This is a genomic window from Leifsonia sp. PARNA 1/14 (assembly GCF_055720965.1).
In genome coordinates, this window is record NZ_JBVQSP010000005.1 from 346,964 (window position 1) to 365,683 (window position 18,720).

Annotated in this window: 18 protein-coding genes; 4 read left to right on the top strand and 14 right to left on the bottom strand. The window is 70.3% G+C overall.

Annotated features, from left to right (window positions below; genetic code table 11):
• Positions 1-3 precede the first annotated feature (3 nt).
• The 5 genes from AC0HS0_RS15360 to AC0HS0_RS15380 form a co-directional block, all read right to left on the bottom strand.
• Positions 4-816 carry a hypothetical protein gene (locus AC0HS0_RS15360; RefSeq protein ID WP_472964928.1) on the bottom strand — a complete coding sequence of 271 codons (813 nt, stop codon included), beginning with the start codon at positions 814-816 and terminating at the stop codon, positions 4-6.
• The gene (locus tag AC0HS0_RS15365; RefSeq protein WP_472964929.1) at positions 813-1,124 is read right to left on the bottom strand and encodes a hypothetical protein; all 312 of its coding nucleotides are present in this window, start codon (positions 1,122-1,124) and stop codon (positions 813-815) included. Before AC0HS0_RS15365 ends, AC0HS0_RS15360 begins: the two co-directional genes overlap by 4 nt.
• A gap of 17 nt (positions 1,125-1,141) precedes the next feature.
• Positions 1,142-1,438, bottom strand: coding sequence for a WXG100 family type VII secretion target (locus AC0HS0_RS15370; RefSeq protein ID WP_472964930.1), 297 nt, complete (start codon positions 1,436-1,438; stop codon positions 1,142-1,144).
• A 225-nt stretch (positions 1,439-1,663) separates the two neighbouring features.
• Positions 1,664-2,458 carry an ABC transporter permease gene (locus AC0HS0_RS15375; protein WP_472964931.1) on the bottom strand — a complete coding sequence of 265 codons (795 nt, stop codon included), beginning with the start codon at positions 2,456-2,458 and terminating at the stop codon, positions 1,664-1,666.
• Entirely contained in the window at positions 2,455-3,387 is a 933-nt protein-coding gene (locus AC0HS0_RS15380) for an ATP-binding cassette domain-containing protein (protein WP_472964933.1), read from the bottom strand. The genes AC0HS0_RS15375 and AC0HS0_RS15380 overlap by 4 nt, the downstream gene beginning before the upstream one ends.
• A 118-nt stretch (positions 3,388-3,505) precedes the next feature.
• On the opposite strand from AC0HS0_RS15380, the gene AC0HS0_RS15385 reads away from it, so the two are divergent.
• Positions 3,506-4,456, top strand: coding sequence for a TetR/AcrR family transcriptional regulator (locus AC0HS0_RS15385; RefSeq protein WP_472964934.1), 951 nt, complete (start codon positions 3,506-3,508; stop codon positions 4,454-4,456).
• 5 nt (positions 4,457-4,461) lie between these two features.
• On the opposite strand, the gene prmC is transcribed toward AC0HS0_RS15385, so the two are convergent.
• A complete protein-coding gene (prmC, locus tag AC0HS0_RS15390) occupies positions 4,462-5,340 on the bottom strand; it encodes a peptide chain release factor N(5)-glutamine methyltransferase (protein ID WP_472964935.1) in 879 nt (292 codons plus the stop codon).
• Between the two features lie 62 nt (positions 5,341-5,402).
• Here prmC and cysK point away from each other — a divergent pair, with 62 nt between their 5' ends.
• Positions 5,403-6,341, top strand: coding sequence for a cysteine synthase A (gene cysK, locus AC0HS0_RS15395; protein ID WP_472964936.1), 939 nt, complete (start codon positions 5,403-5,405; stop codon positions 6,339-6,341).
• Positions 6,342-6,346: 5 nt separating this feature from the next.
• Positions 6,347-6,916, top strand: a complete 570-nt coding sequence (gene epsC, locus AC0HS0_RS15400; protein ID WP_472964938.1) for a serine O-acetyltransferase EpsC — start codon at positions 6,347-6,349, stop codon at positions 6,914-6,916.
• 6 nt (positions 6,917-6,922) lie between these two features.
• On the opposite strand, the gene prfA is transcribed toward epsC, so the two are convergent.
• The 8 genes from prfA to argS all read right to left on the bottom strand — a co-directional run bounded on the left by prfA (position 6,923) and on the right by argS (position 18,133).
• Positions 6,923-7,999 carry a peptide chain release factor 1 gene (prfA, locus tag AC0HS0_RS15405; protein ID WP_472964939.1) on the bottom strand — a complete coding sequence of 359 codons (1,077 nt, stop codon included), beginning with the start codon at positions 7,997-7,999 and terminating at the stop codon, positions 6,923-6,925.
• An 89-nt stretch (positions 8,000-8,088) separates the two neighbouring features.
• Positions 8,089-10,365 (bottom strand): transcription termination factor Rho, encoded by a 2,277-nt coding sequence (rho, locus tag AC0HS0_RS15410; RefSeq protein WP_472964940.1) that lies wholly within the window; start codon positions 10,363-10,365, stop codon positions 8,089-8,091.
• 259 nt (positions 10,366-10,624) lie between these two features.
• The gene (gene thrB / locus AC0HS0_RS15415) at positions 10,625-11,587 is read right to left on the bottom strand and encodes a homoserine kinase (protein ID WP_472964941.1); all 963 of its coding nucleotides are present in this window, start codon (positions 11,585-11,587) and stop codon (positions 10,625-10,627) included.
• A complete protein-coding gene (thrC, locus tag AC0HS0_RS15420) occupies positions 11,584-12,690 on the bottom strand; it encodes a threonine synthase (protein ID WP_472964943.1) in 1,107 nt (368 codons plus the stop codon). Before thrC ends, thrB begins: the two co-directional genes overlap by 4 nt.
• Positions 12,690-14,045, bottom strand: coding sequence for a homoserine dehydrogenase (locus tag AC0HS0_RS15425; RefSeq protein WP_472964944.1), 1,356 nt, complete (start codon positions 14,043-14,045; stop codon positions 12,690-12,692). Before AC0HS0_RS15425 ends, thrC begins: the two co-directional genes overlap by 1 nt.
• Positions 14,042-15,457: a diaminopimelate decarboxylase gene (gene lysA, locus AC0HS0_RS15430; protein ID WP_472964946.1), complete on the bottom strand. Its 1,416-nt coding sequence runs from the start codon at positions 15,455-15,457 to the stop codon at positions 14,042-14,044. The genes AC0HS0_RS15425 and lysA overlap by 4 nt, the downstream gene beginning before the upstream one ends.
• 161 nt (positions 15,458-15,618) lie before the next feature.
• Positions 15,619-16,425 (bottom strand): LmeA family phospholipid-binding protein, encoded by an 807-nt coding sequence (locus AC0HS0_RS15435; protein WP_472964948.1) that lies wholly within the window; start codon positions 16,423-16,425, stop codon positions 15,619-15,621.
• A gap of 4 nt (positions 16,426-16,429) precedes the next feature.
• A complete protein-coding gene (gene argS / locus AC0HS0_RS15440; RefSeq protein WP_472964949.1) occupies positions 16,430-18,133 on the bottom strand; it encodes an arginine--tRNA ligase in 1,704 nt (567 codons plus the stop codon).
• A 100-nt stretch (positions 18,134-18,233) separates the two neighbouring features.
• Between argS and AC0HS0_RS15445 the strand changes: the two genes are divergently transcribed.
• A partial coding sequence (locus tag AC0HS0_RS15445; protein WP_472964951.1) for an iron ABC transporter ATP-binding protein occupies positions 18,234-18,720 on the top strand: 487 nt, incomplete at its 3' end.

Here is an 18,720-nt window from a genome sequence, read left to right on the forward strand (position 1 = left end):
TGCTCATCGCGCGATCACCCGCAGCAATGTCGCGGCCAGCCACATGAGCGAGCGCCTGATCCCTTCGTCGGTGGCCTCAGCGACGGACAGCGTCGCCTCGTCCAGGAGGAGATGCGGCGTCGCCCCGGCGGGATCCGATGGCGGGAGGCTGAGCCGCAGCCGGCGCCAACCGTGCTCGGAGCCGAACCAATCGTCTCCGGCGACGCAGCGGCCCGAGCGTGCGTCGAAGAAGCGCACTCGCAGCCCGCTGGACTGTCTCGCGCGGAACGCCTGGAGGATCCCCGCCGTTTCCTCGTCCACCCGCAGGTCATCGGCTACCTCGTCCACGAGCGTCGGATCGCCGTGGCGGGGCGCCTCCACGATCGCTCGGGAGGCGACGAGCCCGACCTCGCGCGACATGCCGTCGCGTGCCGGACCGTCAGCCACGGCGGGCACTACAGCCTCCAGCTCGCCCAGGACCTCCGCGGTCGGAAGAAGAGCGACCTCGAACGACGAGGTCGCCTCCATCGACGTCTCGCTTGCGGTATCGCGACGGCTGATGGAACCGGCGACAGCGCCGCTGAAGGCGATGCTCCGACGGACGACCGCACCTGGCGACCAGGACACGATCTGCACGATGCCGTCGGCCACGCGTTGCAGGCCGAGCGCCACAAGCAGACGCGGATCGGAAGGGTCCGCCGCAAAGGGTACGGCGTCGTCCGCGCGTGACGACTCCGCGACAGCGAACGACGGGAGGACCAGCCCGGGATGGCTTCGGGCGATCGCCTGCAGTTCCTCTTTGCCGGTCGCGAACCGGACAGCGCCGGCGGGGCTCATCGCAGCGCTCCCAGCGCGGACGAGGCGCCGGCGATGGCCCGCCCGGCAGCCGCGATCCGGGCGACCGCGTCGTCGGCGGAGCGGACGTGCGCATCCAGCGCATCAGCAGCGGCGTCGAGATTGCCCGCATGGTGCATCAGCTCGGCGACCACCGTGCGCACTCTGGAACGCAGCACCTCCCCCGCCGCCGACGTCCACGCGCACGACTCCGCCCGCGCAGCCGCCCCAGCCGCCCGCGCCCAGAGGGTCTCCGACTCGGCACGGAGCGCTGCCGACCGCGCCCTGATCGTGCTGGTGTCTCCGTACATCACCGCCCCTCGCCCGCTCAGTGGCTCAGCCGGGCCGCCAGCTGAGCGTCGACGTCGCCCAGCGTTTGAGCGGTCGATCGCAGGAAATGCGCGAGGTCGTCCAGGCCGCCCACGGCGTTCTGGGCGCCGGTCGTGAACCGCGCGTACGCGTCCGCGAACGCGCCCGACGAACGATCGGTGATGAAGCCGGCGCTCACGAGCCCCTCGATCTGGGCGTGCAGCCGGCTGAGCGTCGCGCTGATCTCCTCGCGCCCTGCGCTGAGTCGGTCGGCGTTGCCGTGCAACTCCTGGAACGAGACGTTGATGTTGGTCATAGTGCTTCCCCCTTGTTCGCCTGCCGGCCATCGACCGTTCAGAGATTCAACATATGGCATTTCAGGTCGAGGCGAAACGTTTGCATTAGTTACTCCTCGAACCCTCTTGGTGAAGCGAAGGTATCTGCGCCACGGCACCGAAAAGCCGCCGCCGGCGCCTTCTGTGGAGAAGACGCCGGCGGCGACGTATGGGGAGGAATCAGCAGTGCGGAGTCACGGAGCGGATCAGCGCCGCCCGGCCTTGCGCCGGAACAGCCAAGCAGCCCAGACGTACGCGCCGACGATGATCACCACGCACCAACCGAGCGCCCACCACAGGTCGCTCCCTGGATCACGGCCGAACAGGAACGCCCGGATCGTCTCGATGATCGGGGTGATCGGCTGGTTCTCCGCGATCCACTGCAGCCAGCTCGGCATGGTGTCGGTGGGCACGAAGGCGCTCGACAGATAGGGCAGGAACAGCAGCGCGAAGCCGTAGCCGCTCGCCGCCGTCGGGTTGGCCGCGGCGATGCCGATAGCCGCGTAGAGCCACGTGATGGCGAGGATGAACAGGGCGACCATCGCGAGCGCGCCAAGCCACTCCAGCACGTTCGCCGTCGGCCGGAAGCCCACAGCGAGGGCGACGCCGATTACGACCCCGGTCGCCAGCAGGTTGCGCAGCAGGCTCGCCACGACGTGGCCGGTGACGACCCCGCCGGCACGCAGCGGCATGGTCCGGAATCGGTCGACGATGCCGTTGCTCATGTCCTCCGCGACGTCGACCGCGGTGCTGGAGGCGCCGAAACCGGCGCAGAGCAGGATGATGCCCGGCACCACATAGTCGACGTAGTCGCCTTCGGAGTCGATCGCTCCTCCGAAGACGAAGGTGAAGAGGAGCATCAGCATCACCGGCAGTGCGATGGCCATAGTGAGGGCTTCGACGTTGCGCAGCGAGTGACGCACGCTGCGGCCGATGAACACCACGGCGGCGGTGGCGCCCCCGACGCGCCGGGACGGGGCGGTGACGGCGAGGGTGCTCATCGGACGGCCTCCTTCTGGAGCTCGGAATGGGTGTCGGTCTGGGTGTCGCCCTGCGGGTCGGCGGGGCTCCCGGTGAGGATCAGGAACGCGTCGTCGAGGCTCGGCTTGCGGATGGCGATGGAGGCTCCGGGGACGCCGAGCGCATCCAGAGCGTCGATCGCATCGCGGAGCCCGTCGACCGTTCCGTCGGTGGGCAGCTCCCGGACGACGCCGTCGGACGCATCGCGCAGCTCCACGACCTCTCCGCCCACGCGCGCCTTCAGTTCGACCGCGGTGCCCTCGGCGACGACCCGACCGTGATCGAGGACGGCGATCCGGTCGGCGAGCTGGTCGGCCTCCTCGAGGTACTGGGTGGTGAGGAGGATCGTGGTTCCCCGTTCCGCGAGGTCGCGGATGATCGCCCACAGCGCCTGCCTGCTGCGGGTGTCGAGCCCGGTGGTCGGCTCGTCGAGGAAGATGACGGGCGGCGTCGCGACCAGGCTGAGCGCGAGGTCGAGTCGGCGCCGCATCCCGCCGGAGTAGGTCTTGACGCGCTTGCGGGCGGCGTCGCGCAGGTCGAAGCGGTCGATCAGCTCCCGCGAGCGCTCGGCGGCCCCTGCCCGGTCGAACCCGGAGAGCCTGGCCATCATGCGCAGGTTCTCCTCCGCCGTGAGGACTTCATCCACCGCTGCGGACTGCCCGGTGAGGCTGATGGACTCCTTGACGCCGTCCGGATCGTGGACGACGTCGTGCCCGCACACCGTCACCGTGCCCGCGTCCGGCGCCACGAGGGTGCTCAGGATGTTGATGACGGTCGTCTTGCCTGCCCCGTTCGGGCCGAGGAGCGCGAAGACGCTCCCCCGCTCGACGTGCAGGTCGACCCCGTCGAGGACGGTCTGCGTGCCGAAGGACTTACGCAGTCCCGCGACCGCGATCGCTGGTGCTGTCATGGTCCGGTTCCTTTCGAGTTCTGTGTAGGTAGCAAACTGTTTATGGCGCATACGCTTTCGTTTAAGTGATACACAGTTCTAGGATGGGTGTCAACACCGAACCGGAAAGGCGTGCGGAATGGCGGACGAAGTCGAAGAGGCGCTCCCCCGCGCCGTCGCGCTGAGCTGGGGCGTCGCGGAGCGCCCCCAGCGCGGCCCCAAGCGCGAGCTCAGCATCGAGCGGATCATCGACACAGCCGTCGCTGTGGCCGACGAGGAGGGCCTCGGCGCCGTCTCGATGAGCCGGATCGCCACCGAGCTCGGCTTCACGACGATGTCGCTCTACCGCTACGTGACGAGCAAGGACGACGTACTCGCGCTCATGCAGGACGCGGTGTGCGACGTTCCGATCCCGGCTGAGGACGACCGCGGGGCCGATTGGCGCAGCGGACTGCGCCGCTGGTCCATGGCGAGCATCGAGGTGATCCAGGCCCATCCCTGGTTCCCCGACATCCCGATCTCGGGCATCCCGCTCATGCCCAACAACCTCGCGGTGCTCGACTGGGGGCTGCGCGAGATGCGCGATCTGCCGCTGACCGACGCCGAGAAGATGGGCATCGCCCTGCTGTTGTCGTCGTACGCGCGCGCCGCCGGTATCGTCGAGCGCGACGTGCGACAGTCACGCGAGAAGGGCGCGCAGCCTCCACAGAGCGGAGAGGCGTTCGCCGCTGCTCTCGCCGAGCTGGTCACGCCGGAACGCTTCCCCGACCTCGCGCCACTGGTCGCGTCGGGAGGCTACACCGACGGGGAGGACGAGCAGGACGACTTCGCGTTCGGCCTCGAGCGCATCCTCGACGGGATCGAGCGGTACACCGCGGCACGGACCTCCGGTGAGCCGATCGTCGCTGCCGAGCCGCGGCCCGAGCCGATTCCCCACGACAAGGCGGTGCGTGAGGCCGCCAAGCAGCGCCGCGAAGCGGAGAAGGCGCTGCGGGAGGCACGCAAGCGCGAGCGCGAGGCGATCGCCCGCGCGCGCGAGCGGATCGCGCGCGACAAGGAGCGCGAGGAACGGGAGCGGGACCGCCGCTGACATCGTCAGGGGCGCAGCGCCGTCGTCGCCCGGTCGCGGGTGGTGAGGTCGGGGTGCGTCGCGGCGGCGCGCCAGCCGTCGGCGGTCAGGAGGTCGCGGATCTGGGCGCCCTGCAGCTCGCCGTGCTCGAGCACGAGCAGCCCGCCCGGCCGCAGCAGCCGGCGCGCCACCGACGAGATCACGCGGACGACGTCCAGGCCGTCCTCGCCGCCGTAGAGCGCGATCGGAGGGTCGAACAGCCGCACCTCCGGGTCGCGCGGAATCGCCGCATCCGGCACGTACGGCGGGTTCGAGATGACGACGTCGACCGTGCCGTCGAGTTCGGGGAACGCCTCCGCGAGGTCGCCCTGCACCAGCGCCAGGTTGGTCGCGCCGGACGCCTCCACGTTGCGCCGGGTCCACGGGAGCGCCTCCGGCGACTTCTCGATTGCGAAGACGCGCGCGTGCGGCACTTCGGTCGCCATCGCCAGAGCGATCGCGCCGCTGCCGGTCCCCAGATCGACGCCGAGCGGAGCAGCGGAGGGCACGGCGCGGAGCGCGTCGATGGCGAACTGCACCACCTGCTCCGTCTCGGGGCGCGGGACGAACACGCCGGGGCCGACCGCCAGTTCGAGCGAGCGGAACGGCGCCGTGCCCGTGATGTGCTGCAGCGGCTCCCGCGTGGCCCGGCGGGATGCGAGCGCGCGGACCCACTCGGCGTCGGCCTCCTCGACCGGCGACTCCATCACGACCAGCGCCTGCACACGGCCCCGCCCGACGCCCAACGCGAATCCGATCAGGAGGTCGGCGTCCACCTCCGGATCGGGAACCCCCGCCTGCGCGAGCGCGGCGACCGTCTCGTCGCGGAGGGAACGGACGGTGAACGCGGGGGAAGCATCGGACATGGCCCGACGAGCTTACCGTCACAGGAGGCACCGGGGCCCTTGCGCCGATTAGAGTGTGAACCATGCCAGCTCAGGTCTACGAGAACATCACCGAAGTGGTCGGACGCACGCCGCTCGTCAAGCTCAACAAGATCGCCGCCGATGTCGGCGCGACCGTGCTGGGGAAGCTGGAGTTCTACAACCCCGCCGGGAGCGTGAAGGACCGCATCGGTGTCGCGATCGTCGATGCCGCCGAGAAGTCCGGCGCCCTGCGACCGGGCGGCACCATCGTGGAGGGCACGAGCGGCAACACCGGCATCGCGCTCGCGATGGTCGGCGCGGCCCGCGGCTACAAGGTCATCCTCACGATGCCGGAGACCATGTCGAAGGAGCGCCGCGTGCTGCTGCGCGCGTTCGGCGCCGAGATCGTCCTCACGCCGGGTCCCGACGGCATGCGCGGCGCGGTGGAGACCGCGAAGAAGATCGTCGCGGAGAACGACAACGCCATCTGGGCGCAGCAGTTCGCCAACGAGGCCAACCCCGCCATCCACCGTGCCACGACCGCTGAGGAGATCTGGGCGGACACCGACGGCGGCGTGGACATCTTCGTCTGCGGCGTCGGGACCGGCGGCACCATCACCGGCGTCGGCCAGGTGCTCAAAGAGCGCAAGCCCGAGGTGAAGGTGATCGCGGTCGAGCCGCTGGACTCACCCATCCTCAACGGCGGCAAGCCCGGACCGCACAAGATCCAGGGCATGGGTGCCAACTTCGTGCCGGAGATCCTCGACACCAGCGTCTACGACGAGGTCATCGACGCGTCGTTCGACGACGCCATCGCCACCGCCAAGAAGCTCGCCAGCGAGGAGGGCATCCTCGCCGGGATCTCCTCCGGGGCGATCGTCTGGGCCGCTCTGGAACTCGCGAAGCGACCGGAGAACGCCGGCAAGACCATCGTCGCCGTCATCTGCGACACCGGGGAGCGGTACATCTCGACGGCCCTCTGGGCGGACCTCCTGGACTGAGTGGCGTGCCGCTCTTCCGTGCGCGCGAGGACATCCGCAACGCGCGAACGCACGACCCCGCGGCACGGGGCGGCGCAGAGGTCGCGATCGTCTACTCCGGCCTCCACGCCGTCTGGTCGTACCGCGTCGCCCACCGGCTCTGGAGGGCCGGGTTCCGGATGCCCGCGCGCATCCTGTCGCAGTTCACTCGTTTTCTGACCGGCATCGAGATCCATCCGGGCGCGCGCATCGGACGACGTTTCTTCATCGACCACGGGATGGGCGTCGTGATCGGCGAGACCACGTGGATCGGCGACGACGTGATGCTCTACCACGGCGTCACGCTGGGAGGCCGGGGCAGCGGCCACGGCAAGCGGCACCCGACCATCCGCGATCACGTCACGGTCGGAGCGGGCGCAAAGGTCCTCGGAGCCATCGAGATCGGTGAGCGCACGGTAGTCGGCGCCAACGCCGTCGTCGTGCACGACGCACCGCCGGACTCCGTGCTCACCGGCGTCCCCGCGCGTGCGCGCCCGCGCTCGGGCCATGAGCAGATCGCCGGAGACGACTGGCTCGACCCCGCCCTCTACATCTGAGGCCCGTCAGCCCTGGGCGAGGTCGGCCAGGCGCGCCTCCTCGTCGGCGAGGATGTTCGACTCGATGACGGGGTCGAGGGCGCCGTTCATGACGGTGTCGAGGTTGTATGCCTTGTAGCCCGTGCGGTGGTCAGCGATGCGGTTCTCGGGGAAGTTGTACGTGCGGATGCGCTCGGAGCGGTCCATCGTCCGGATCTGGCCCTTGCGGAACTCGGCGGCCTCTGCGTCCGCCTCCTCCTGCTGCTTGGCCAGCAGGCGCGCCCGCAGCACGCGCATCGCGGCCTCGCGGTTCTGCAGCTGGCTCTTCTCGTTCTGCATCGAGACGACGATCCCGGTCGGCACGTGGGTGATGCGCACAGCCGAGTCGGTCGTGTTCACCGACTGCCCGCCCGGTCCCGACGACCGGAAGACGTCGATCTTGAGGTCGTTGGGGTTGATGTCGACCTCTTCGGGCTCGTCGACCTCCGGGAAGACGAGCACGCCGGCGGCAGAGGTGTGGATGCGGCCCTGCGACTCGGTCGCCGGCACACGCTGCACGCGGTGCACGCCGCCCTCGTACTTGAGGTGCGCCCAGACGCCCTCCGCCGGGTCGCTCGACGTGCCCTTGAACGCCACCTGCACGTCCTTGATGCCGCCGAGGTCGCTGGAGGTCTGCTCGATGATCTCGGCTTTCCACCGCTTCGAGTCCGCGTAGTGCAGGTACATGCGCAGGAGGTCGCCGGCGAAGAGCGCGGACTCGGCGCCGCCCTCCCCCATCTTGATCTCCATGATCACGTCGCGGCTGTCGTTGGGGTCGCGCGGGATCAGGAGGCGCCGCAGCTTCTCGCCGGTCTCCTCGAGGCTCTGCTCGAGGCCGGGGATCTCATCGGCGAACGCCGCGTCCTCCGCGGCCAGCTCGCGCGCGGCCTCCAGGTCGTCCGAGAGCTGCTGCCACTGGTTGTACACCGCGACGATGCGCGAGAGCTCGGCGTATCGACGGTTCACCTTCTTGGAGCGGACCGGGTCGCTGTGCAGGTCGGGGTCGGAGAGCTGCTGCTGGAGGTCGTCGTGCTCGGCGATGAGGCCGGTGACCGACTCGAACATTCGTTGCTTCTTTCTGCCATGCGCTTGCGGAAACGGAAAAGTGCCCGCCCGGCACACCCTCAGGCATGCCGGACGGGCACTGACGTCAGCTAGCGGTGGTCGTTCTCGTGACCGTGCGAGTGCGCGTTGCCATGGCCGTTGGCCGGCTGCGGCATCGACTTCTGCACCTGCATCAGGAACTCGACGTTGCTCGAGGTCTCTTTGAGGCGGCCGAGAACGATCTCGAGCGCCTGCTGCTGGTCGACGCCTGCGAGGGCACGACGCAGCTTCCAGGTGATCTTGACCTCGTCCTGGCCCATGAGCATCTCTTCGCGGCGGGTGCCGGAGGCATTCACGTCGACGGCCGGGAAGATGCGCTTGTCGGCCAGCTGGCGCGACAGGCGGAGCTCCATGTTGCCGGTGCCCTTGAACTCCTCGAAGATCACCTCGTCCATCTTGGAACCGGTCTCGACCAGTGCCGAGGCGAGGATGGTCAGCGAGCCGCCGTGCTCGATGTTGCGCGCGGCGCCGAAGAAGCGCTTGGGCGGGTAGAGCGCCGACGCGTCGACACCACCGGACAGGATGCGGCCGGATGCCGGAGCCGTCAGGTTGTAGGCGCGGCCGAGGCGGGTGATCGAGTCGAGCAGCACGACGACGTCGTGGCCGAGCTCCACCAGGCGCTTGGCACGCTCGATCGCGAGCTCGGCGACGGTCGTGTGGTCTTCGGCAGGACGGTCGAAGGTGGAGGCGATGACCTCGCCCTTCACCGTGCGCTGCATGTCGGTGACCTCTTCGGGACGCTCGTCCACCAGCACGACCATGAGGTGGACCTCGGGGTTGTTGGTGGTGATCGCGTTGGCGATCTGCTGCATCACGATCGTCTTGCCGGCCTTGGGCGGCGCGACGATGAGGCCGCGCTGGCCCTTGCCGATCGGGGCGACCAGGTCGATGATCCGCTGGGTGACCTTGCCGGGCTCGGTCTCCAGTCGCAGGCGCTCCTGCGGGTAGAGCGGCGTCAGCTTGCCGAACTCGACGCGGGTGGCGGCCTCCTCGACGGTCTGGCCGTTGATGGAGTCGACCTTCACCAGCGCGTTGTACTTCTGGCGGCTGTTGCTGTCGCCCTCGCGCGGCTGACGGATCGCACCGACGACGGCGTCGCCCTTGCGGAGACTGTACTTCTTGACCTGGCCGAGCGAGACGTAGACGTCGCTGGCACCGGGGAGGTACCCCGTCGTGCGGACGAACGCGTAGTTGTCCAGCACGTCGAGGATGCCCGCGACGGGGATCAGCACGTCGTCGTCGGCGATCTCCGGCTCGAATTCGTCGCCGGGAGCGCCGCCGCGGCGCTTGCGGTTGCGGTCGCGGTAGCGGCCCTGACGGTCACCCTCGGCCTGCTGCTGCTGCGGGCCGCGGTTCTGCTGGGCGCCCTGCTTGTCGCCGTCGCCCAGGAGGTCCTTGGGCTGGCCCTGCTGGTTCTGCTGCCCCTGCTGGTTCTGGCCCTGGTTCTGGCCGCCCTGCTGATTCTGCTCGCCGTTCTGGCCGTTGCCCTTGTTGCGGTTGCGGTTACGGCGGTTGCGTCCGCTCTGCTGCTGCTCGCCACCCTGCTCGGCGGACTCGCCCTGCGTCGCCTCGGTCTCTTCGGCGGTGGCCTCGGTCGACTGCTCGTCGGCCTCCTGCGCAGCACCGTTCTGCTGACCCTGACCGTTCTGGCCCTGGCCGTTCTGACCGCGGCCACGGCGACGACGGCCGCCCTGGCCGTCGCGCTGAGCCTGCTCGCGGGATGCGAGCGCGGAGTCGAGCAGCGCGTCGACGTCGGGGATGAGGGACTCGACGCCGGTCTCACCCGTGTTCACGTGGGTGTCGGCAGCGACGCTGGTCGCGGCCGGGAGGGTCGTGCCGTCCGGGCTGGAGGCGCGGCGCGAGCCGCGGCGACGCGGCGCGGACGAGACCTCGGACTCGGCGAGGAGCGCGTCGCCCACCAGAGGCTCGGCGGTCGCGGCCGGCTCGGCGATGAGCGGCTCGACGAGAACCTGCGAGGCGGCGGACGCGTGGTCGGCCTGGTCGGCGCCGATCGCGACGGGCTCGCCCGCGACGGGCTCGGCGGCGACGGGCTCGGCGGCGACGGGCTCGGCGGCGACGGGCTCGGCGGCGGCCGGAGCGACGCTCTCGGCCGCGGTGTTCTCGAGGTCGCTCTGCGCGGGCGCCGCATCCGCGGTGCCGGCCGCGGCGGCACGGGCCGTCGCGATCGCCTCGACCAGCTCGCCCTTGCGGAGCCGGGTCGCGCCCTGGAGGCCGAGCTCGGCGGCGAGAGCCTGGAGCTCCGCCACCTTGAGCGAGGTCAGGTCGCTGTTGTCCACGCCCCCGGCGTGGAGTTCGACATCAGTCACTGAAGAGGATTCCTTTCCCCCGGCGCGCACTCTGCGCGCCGCTGTGGAGCACTCGTCACGTGAGCCTGCCTTGCCGCGCTGCGTTCGGATCCGCGCTACGGTGCGCTCGGGATACCCGGATGCTCCGGATTTCCGAAAAGCGCAGGCAGGAGTGACGGCATGATTGCTAAGAGATCACCCGGAAGCTTGATTCGCTCGTGACGCGGGTTCTTCACGGGTGCCCGAACAGTTTACCACCTCATACCGGGCGTTTCTGACGCTACGCGGCCGGTGTGTCCGCCTCGTCCGCGGGGACGACGGTCACCGTCGCGCCCTTGAAGTCGACCGCGAGCATGAGCGGCTGCCAGGGCGTCTGCGCCTCGCGGGCGACCAGCTCGGCGGCGGCGAGTCGCTGGCTCGGATCGCTGCAGAGCACGAGGATGGACGGCCCCGCCCCCGACACCACGGCGGCGAAGCCGTTGGAGCGCAGGAGGGTGATCAGTCGATCGGTCTCGGGCATGGCCGAGGCACGGTAGCTCTGGTGGAGCTTGTCCTCGGTGGCGGCGTGCAGCAGCTCAGGGCTCTGGATGAGAGCCGCGACCAGCAGCGCGGAGCGCGACACGTTGAAGACCGCGTCCTCGTGGGGCACGGACTGCGGCTGGAGGCTGCGCGCGAGCGCCGTCGACATGACGTGCTCGGGCACGAGCACCAAGGGCGAGACCCCGCGGTGCACGATCAGCTTCTTGAACCGAGGGCCCTCGGGGGTGACCCAGGCGATGGTGAGGCCGCCGAAGAGCGCGGGCGCCACGTTGTCGGGGTGCCCCTCCATGTCGTTGGCGAGCGCGAGGAGCGCCTGGGCGTCGAACTCGACGACGCCCTCCAGAAGCCCCTTCGCCGCCATGATCCCGGAGACGATCGCCGCGCCGGAGGAGCCCAGGCCTCGGCCGTGCGGGATGCTGTTGCGCGCGAAGAGGTTCAGCCCGGGCAGCGCGACGCCGACCGACTCGAACGTGTGGGCGATGGCGCGGACGACGAGGTTGCTCTCATCGGTCGGCACCTCCCCCGCACCCACGCCGGAGACCTGCACGGTCGCGCCGGGCTCGTCGCGCACAGAGACGCGCAGCTCGTCGTAGAGCGCGAGCGAGAGGCCGAGGGTGTCGAACCCGGGCCCGAGGTTGGCGCTCGTCGCCGGGACCTTCACCGCGACCGCGCGGCCGCGCAGATCGACGGTGCGTGGGCTCACGCCGACGCTCCCGCGTTGGCGGCGAGGCCGAGGACGTCCGCGATCGCCTGGGTGTCGACCGGCACGCTGGTCGGCTGCACGTCGGAGCCGTCTGCGGTGCGGAGGGCCCACTGCGGGTCCTTGAGGCCGTGGCCGGTCACAGTGAGGACGACCGTGGAGCCGGCGGGGATGACACCTGCGGCCGAACGCTCCAGGAGGCCGGCGACGCTGATCGCGCTGGCCGGCTCGACGAAGATGCCGACCTCGGCCGACAGGATGCGGTGCGCTTCGAGGATGCCCGCGTCGTCGATCGCGCCGAAGTAGCCCTCGCTGTCGTCGCGCGCGTTGAGCGCGAGCTCCCACGACGCCGGATTGCCGATGCGGATGGCGGTGGCGATGGTGTCGGGCTCCTTGACGGCGTGGCCGAGCACGATCGGCGCGCTGCCGGCGGCCTGGAATCCGAACATCCGCGGGAGCTTCGTGGACTCGCCGCGTTGCAGCTCCTCGGTGTAGCCGCGGTGGTAGGCGGTGTAGTTGCCCGCGTTGCCGACCGGGACGATGTGGAAGTCGGGAGCGTCGCCGAGCACCTCGACGACCTCGAACGCGGCGGTCTTCTGGCCCTCGATGCGGTCGGGGTTGACCGAGTTGACGAGGTGGACCGGGTAGTTGGTGGCCAGGTCGCGGGCGATGTCGAGACAGTCGTCGAAGTTGCCCTGCACCTGCAGCAGCTGAGCGTTGTGCGCGATGGCCTGACTGAGCTTGCCCATCGCGATCTTGCCCTCCGGCACCAGCACGACGGCCTGGATGCCCGCGTGGGTGGCGTATGCCGCGGCGGAGGCCGAAGTATTGCCGGTGGAGGCGCAGATGACGGCCTTCGCTCCGTGCTCGACGGCCTTCGAGATCGCCATCGTCATGCCGCGGTCTTTGAACGAGCCCGTGGGGTTCATGCCCTCGAACTTCACGAAGACGTTGGCGCCGGTGCGTGCGGAGAGCGCCGGAGCCGGCAGGAGCGGGGTGCCGCCTTCGCCGAGCGTCACGATCGGGGTGGCCTCGGAGATGTTCAGGCGGTCCGCGTACTCGCGCAGGACGCCACGCCACTGACGGCTGTAGGACTTCTCGGGCATTAAGATCCTTCGACTCGGAGAACGGAAGAGACGGCGGTGACCACGTCGCTGGCCGCGAGCGCCTCCACGGTGGCCGCGAGCGCGGCCTCCTCGGCTTCGTGGGTGCCGATCACCAGGGTAGCGGTGGGGGCGCCCGGGCCGTGAATCGGTCCATTACCTGATATGACGACCGCGCTGGTCGTGCTCGGCACCGACTGCTGCATCGTCTCGACGCTCACACCGCCGTCGCTCAGGATGCGGGCGACCGTCGCCAGCACACCCGGCTGGTCCTCCACCGAGAGGGTGATCTGGTAGCGGGTGACCACACGCCCGACGTCGAGCACCGGGAGGCCCGCGTGCGTCGACTCCGCGACACCCGGGCCGCCGACCACGTGCCGGCGGGCGGCGGAGACCACGTCGCCGAGCACGGCGGAAGCCGTCTCGACCCCGCCCGCTCCGGCGCCGTAGAACATCAGGTCACCGGCGGCGGCCGCCTGCACGAAGACTGCGTTGTGCGCTCCGCGCACGGCGGCGAGCGGGTGTTCGCGGCTGATCAGTGCCGGGTAGACGCGGGCGGACACGCCCTCCTCCCCCGTCTCCGGGTCGGTCAGCCGCTCGCAGATCGCCAGCAGCTTGATGACGGCTCCCATCTCGCGGGCGGCGTCGACCTGCTCGCGAGTGACCGAGGTGATGCCCTCGCGGTAGACGCGCTCGAGCGGCACGGTGGTGTGGAACGCGAGGCTCGCCAGGATCGCGGCCTTCTGCGCGGCGTCGTAGCCGCCGATGTCGGCGGTCGGGTCGGCCTCCGCGTAGCCGCGCGCGGTCGCCGTCGCGAGGGCGTCGGCGAGGGTCTCGCCGTGGGTGTCCATGCGGTCGAGGATGAAGTTGGTCGTCCCGTTGACGATGCCGAGGATCCGCGTGACGGTGTCGCCGGCGAGGCTGTCGCGCAGCGGGCGGATGATCGGGATGGCCCCGGCGACGGCGGCCTCGTAATAAAGCTGTGCGCCGACCTGCTCGGCCGCCTCGAACAGCTCGGGGCCATGGGTGGCCAGCAGCGCCTTGTTGGCGGTGATGACGTCGGCGCCCGAGTTGAGGGCCTCCAGCACGTAGCCGCGGGCCGGCTCGACGCCGCCCATGAGTTCGACGACGATATCGGCGCCCAGGATGAGCGAGCTGGCGTCGGTCGTGAACAGTTCGCGCGGGAGGTCGACGTCGCGCGGGGCGTCGACGTCGCGCACGGCGATGCCCACGAGCTCCAGGCGCGCCCCGACCCGGGAGGCGAACTCGTCGCCCTGCTCCAGCAGCAGCCGTGCCACCTGGGAGCCGACGGATCCGGCGCCCAGCAGGGCGACCCGGAGGTTGCGGTACTCGATCATCGCTCGGTGCTCCCGTCGTCGTAGGCGGCATCGCGCGCCAGCAGGTCGGCCTCGGTCTCTCCGCGCACGATGACGCGGGCCGCGCCGTCGCGCACCGCGACCACCGCGGGGCGGCCGAGGTAGTTGTAGTTGCTGGCCAGCGACCAGCAGTAGGCGCCGGTCGCCGGCACCGCGAGCAAGTCGCCCGGCGTCACGTCGCCCGGCAGGTACTCCGCGTCGACAACGATGTCGCCGCTCTCGCAGTGCTTGCCGGCGACCCGCACCAGGAGGGGCTGCGTGGCCGACTCGCGACCGGCGATGCGTGCCGAGTAGTCGGCGCCGTAGAGCGCGGGCCGGGCGTTGTCGCTCATGCCGCCGTCGACGCTCACGTAGCGCCGCACCGCGGTCTCGCCGTCGTCCTGCGCGGAGACGGTCACGTCTTTCGTCGTGCCGACCGTATAGAGGGTGAGGCCTGCGGTGCCGATGATCGAGCGGCCGGGCTCGAAGGCCACAGCCGGAATCGGGACCTCGAGCTCCTCGCAGGCCGCCGCGACCGTCTGAGCGATACTGCGGGCGAGCTCGTCGATCGGTGCGGGGTCGTCGACGCTCGTGTACGCGATGCCGAAGCCGCCGCCGAGGTTGAGCTCGGGCACATCGCCACCGGTCAGAAGCTGCTTGTGCACGGTGAGCAGGCGTGCGGCGGACTCCGCGAACCCGTCGGCGCCGAAGATCTGCGACCCTATGTGGCAGTGGAGGCCGAGGAAGTCGAGGCCGGCGTGCGAGCGGATGTGCGCCACCGCCTCTGCGGCGTCGTCGAGCGCGATGCCGAACTTCTGGTCTTCGTGTGCCGTCGCCAGGAAGGCGTGGGTGTGAGCGTGGACACCCGAGTTCACCCGCAGCCGCACCCGCTGAACGACGCCGTGCCGGGAGGCCGCCTCCGCCACCCGGTCTATCTCCTGGACGCTGTCGATGATGATCGCGCCGACGCCGACCGAGACCGCACGGTCGATCTCGGCGAGTGACTTGTTGTTGCCGTGGAAGCCCAGCCGCTCGGCGGGGACGCCGGCGGCGAGCGCGACCGCGAGCTCGCCTCCTGAGCAGACGTCGATGTTGAGGCCGGCCTCGGCCATCCACCGGGCGACCTCGATCGACAGGAACGCCTTGCCCGCGTAATAGACCTTCGCGGCGGAGCCCACCTCTGCGAACGCACGCTGCAAGGCCGAGCGCACCTCGACGGCGCGCTCCCGCGCCTCCTGCTCGTCGACCACGTACAGCGGGGTGCCGAAGCGCTCCGCGAGCGCGGCGACGGAGACGCCGCCCACCTCGATCGCACCGGCCTCGCGGCGCGCAGTGCGCGACCAGAGACCGGGGGCGAGCGCATTCGCGTCGTCGGGCACGCGCAGCCACGACGGCGCGAGGGGATTCGATGCCATGGGGACAACCTCACGAGTACAGACGGACACAAGTACAGTCGATGGGGTTCTCTCTGGCGAGCGGACCCGGATTGGCCCCTGAAGCCGGTGGAGAAGTGTAAGCAGTCTACCGAGGGCGCCCGGGCGGCTTCGCCGTGTTACGGGAGGCAGCGACGGGGTTCCTAGGAGCAGCTTCCCTTGCTGTGCAGGAACTTCTCGTCCATGACGAAGTCCGAGGCGTTCAGTGTGACCGTCGCGTGCCCCGGAGTGAGGGTGATGTCGGTGACCTTCACGCCGTCGGGGAGGTACTGGGCCGCGCACACCGGGAACGGCCCGTTCGCGGTCAGGGCCTGGAGGAGTCGGGTGATGTTGACATCGCCCGAGCCTGCCGAGACCGAGGCCTTGCCGGGGGTGAGGAGCACGGTGTCGCCGGCGGCCTCCGCTGTCGCCGTGACCGTGTAGTCGACGGGGAGGCCGAGCAGGTCGATCGTGCCGTCATAGCCGATGTGGCCCGCGCCCAAGGTGATGTCGCCCTTCGCGCCGGGGATGGTCACCAGCTTGTTGAGCGACGTCTGCGAAATGCTCAGGGTGCCGGTGGCCGACCGGATCGGCTTGCTGAAGTCGGCCGGCACCCCGGTCGCGTGGACGGAGGCGCTCAGCGGCGCACCGTTCACAATCGCTTTCGGGGCGTCGATGTCGACGCTCTCGAAGCTGCCCTCCACGAACTGCGCCAGCACCGAGAAACCGCCGATGTGCACCTTCACGTCGGCCTTCACCGAACTCGGGAGATTCTTCTCGATCTCGGCGGCGGCGCGCTGCTCGGCGACGGCGCGCGTCACGACGTCGGCGACGACGAGCAGCACGAGGACGACGACGATCGAGCCGACCGTCCACAGCACCGGCTTCAACCATCGCGGACGACCGCGCTCAGCGGTTCCACCGGCGGGCGACGACTCGTCGGGCAGGACCTCCGTGGGCTGGTCGCTCATCGCGTCACATCCGCTCCGGAGCGGACACCCCTACCAGCGCGAGGCCGTTGCGGACGACCTGCCCGGTGGCGTCGTTCAGCCAGAGGCGCGTTCGATGGGCGTCGGTGACGGGCTCTTCGCCATGCGGGAGCACGCGGGTCGAGCCGTCGCGCACGGCGTACCAGGCGTGATACAGGCCGGCGACCTCCTCGATGTACCGGGCGACCCGGTGCGGCTCGCGCAGCTCCGCCGCCTGGGCGATCACGCGCGGGAACTCCTGCAGGCCCCCGAGGAGCGCGCTCTCGGTCTCGTGCGTGAGCAGCTCGGGCTTGAACACGCTGCGGTCGACGCCGGACCTGGCCGCGTTGGCCGCGACGGAGCGGGTGCGCGCGTGCGCGTACTGCACGTAGTACACCGGGTTCTCGTTGCTGCGCTTGGTGAGCAGGTCGAGGTCGATGTCGAGCTGCGAGTCGGTGGACGAGCGCACCAGCGAATAGCGCGCGGCGTCCACGCCGACGGCGTCGACGAGGTCGTCGAGCGTGACGATGGTGCCCGCGCGCTTCGACATCTTGACGGGCGCGCCGTCTTTGACCAGGTTGACCATCTGACCGATGAGGATCTGGAGGTTCTCGTTCGGCACGTCGCCGAAGGCCTCCACCATCGCCATCAGGCGGCCGATGTAGCCGTGGTGGTCGGCGCCGAGCATGATGATGTTCTGCTCGAAGCCGCGCTCGCGCTTGTCGAGGTAGTAGCCGATGTCGCCCGAGATGTAGGCGGGCTCGCCGTTGGAGCGCACGACCACGCGGTCGCGGTCGTCGCCGAACGTCGTGGTGCGCAGCCAGATCGCACCGTCTTCTTCGAAGATGTGGCCCTGCTCGCGCAGGCGTTCGACGGCCCGCTCCACGGCGCCGGACTCGTGCAGCGAGTCCTCGTGGAAGTAGACGTCGAAGTCCACGCCGAACGCATGGAGGCGGTCTTTGATCTCCTGGAACATCAGGCCGGTGCCGAGGCTGCGGAAGACCTCCTGCTGCTGCTCGCGCGGCAGCGCCGCCAGGTCGCCGATCTGCGGGTCGGCCGCGGCGCGGTTCGCGACCTGGGCCGCGATCTCGGCGATGTAGTCGCCGCCGTAGCCGTCCTCCGGGGTCGCTTCACCGAGATACGCCGCCAGGAGGCTGCGGGCGAACCGGTCGATCTGCGATCCGTGGTCGTTGAAGTAGTACTCGCGTGTCACGTCGGCGCCCGCGGCCTGCAGGATGCGCGCGAGGCTGTCGCCGACGGCGGCCCAGCGCGCGCCACCCAGGTGGATCGGGCCGGTGGGGTTGGCCGAGACGAACTCGAGGTTGACGAGCAGCCCGTCGTAGAGGTCGGAGCGGCCGTAGGCGTCGCCGGCCTCCACGATCGTCCGGGCCAGCTGCCCGGCGGCCGCCGCGTCGAGCCGGAAGTTGATGAAGCCGGGGCCGGCGACCTCGGCGGAGGCGACCCCATCGATGCCGGCGGCGGCCTCGGCGATCTCGCCCGCGAGCTCCCGCGGGTTCGCGCCGACCCGCTTGGCGAGCCGCATCGCGACGTTCGACGACCAGTCGCCGTGCTCGCGGTTCTTCGGCCGCTCGAGGGGGATGTCATCGACCGTGATCGCGATCTGCGCGATGTCGTCGCGGCCCTCGCGTCGCCGGTCCACCACGGTCGTCACGATGGCGAGCAGGGAGGCGGAGAGGTCAGCGGGGGTCATGAGGAACGATTCTACTAAGGACTGGCGGGCAACCCGCCGCAACGCTTGATAGGGTGCGATTCGACACGCCCGCAGGACGATACGGAAGACGCACCCCAGCATGCAGCAGCACACCGCCCGGACCCTCGCCGCACTCGCGATCGTTGCCGCGGCCGCCACGCTCGTGGGCTGCACTCCGGCCGCCAAGCCCGACTCCACGCCCTCCGCCTCGGCGACCGCGGGCGGCAGCACGTCGACGAACGCACCGGTGGCGACGCCCTCCCCCACGCCGACGCTGCCGCCGACGCCGGTCACCCTCACCTGCGACCAGGTCATCACCGCCGACCAGCTGTACGCGTACAACCCCAACTTCGCGGCCGACCCGGGCTACGCGCCCAAGGCCGGCAGCCTCGAGAAGAAGGTCGCCGACTGGAAGGGCGTCACCTGCGCCTGGCAGAACCAGACCAGCGGCGACGTCGTGCAGATCGCGGTGGCTCAGCCTCCCGCCGACCAGCTGGAAAGCCTCAAGAACGCCGCCATCACCGCGGCCCAGCCGGTTCCGACCTACGGCACGCCGCCGCAGGTCGAGGGCTACTTCAAGGCCGGCG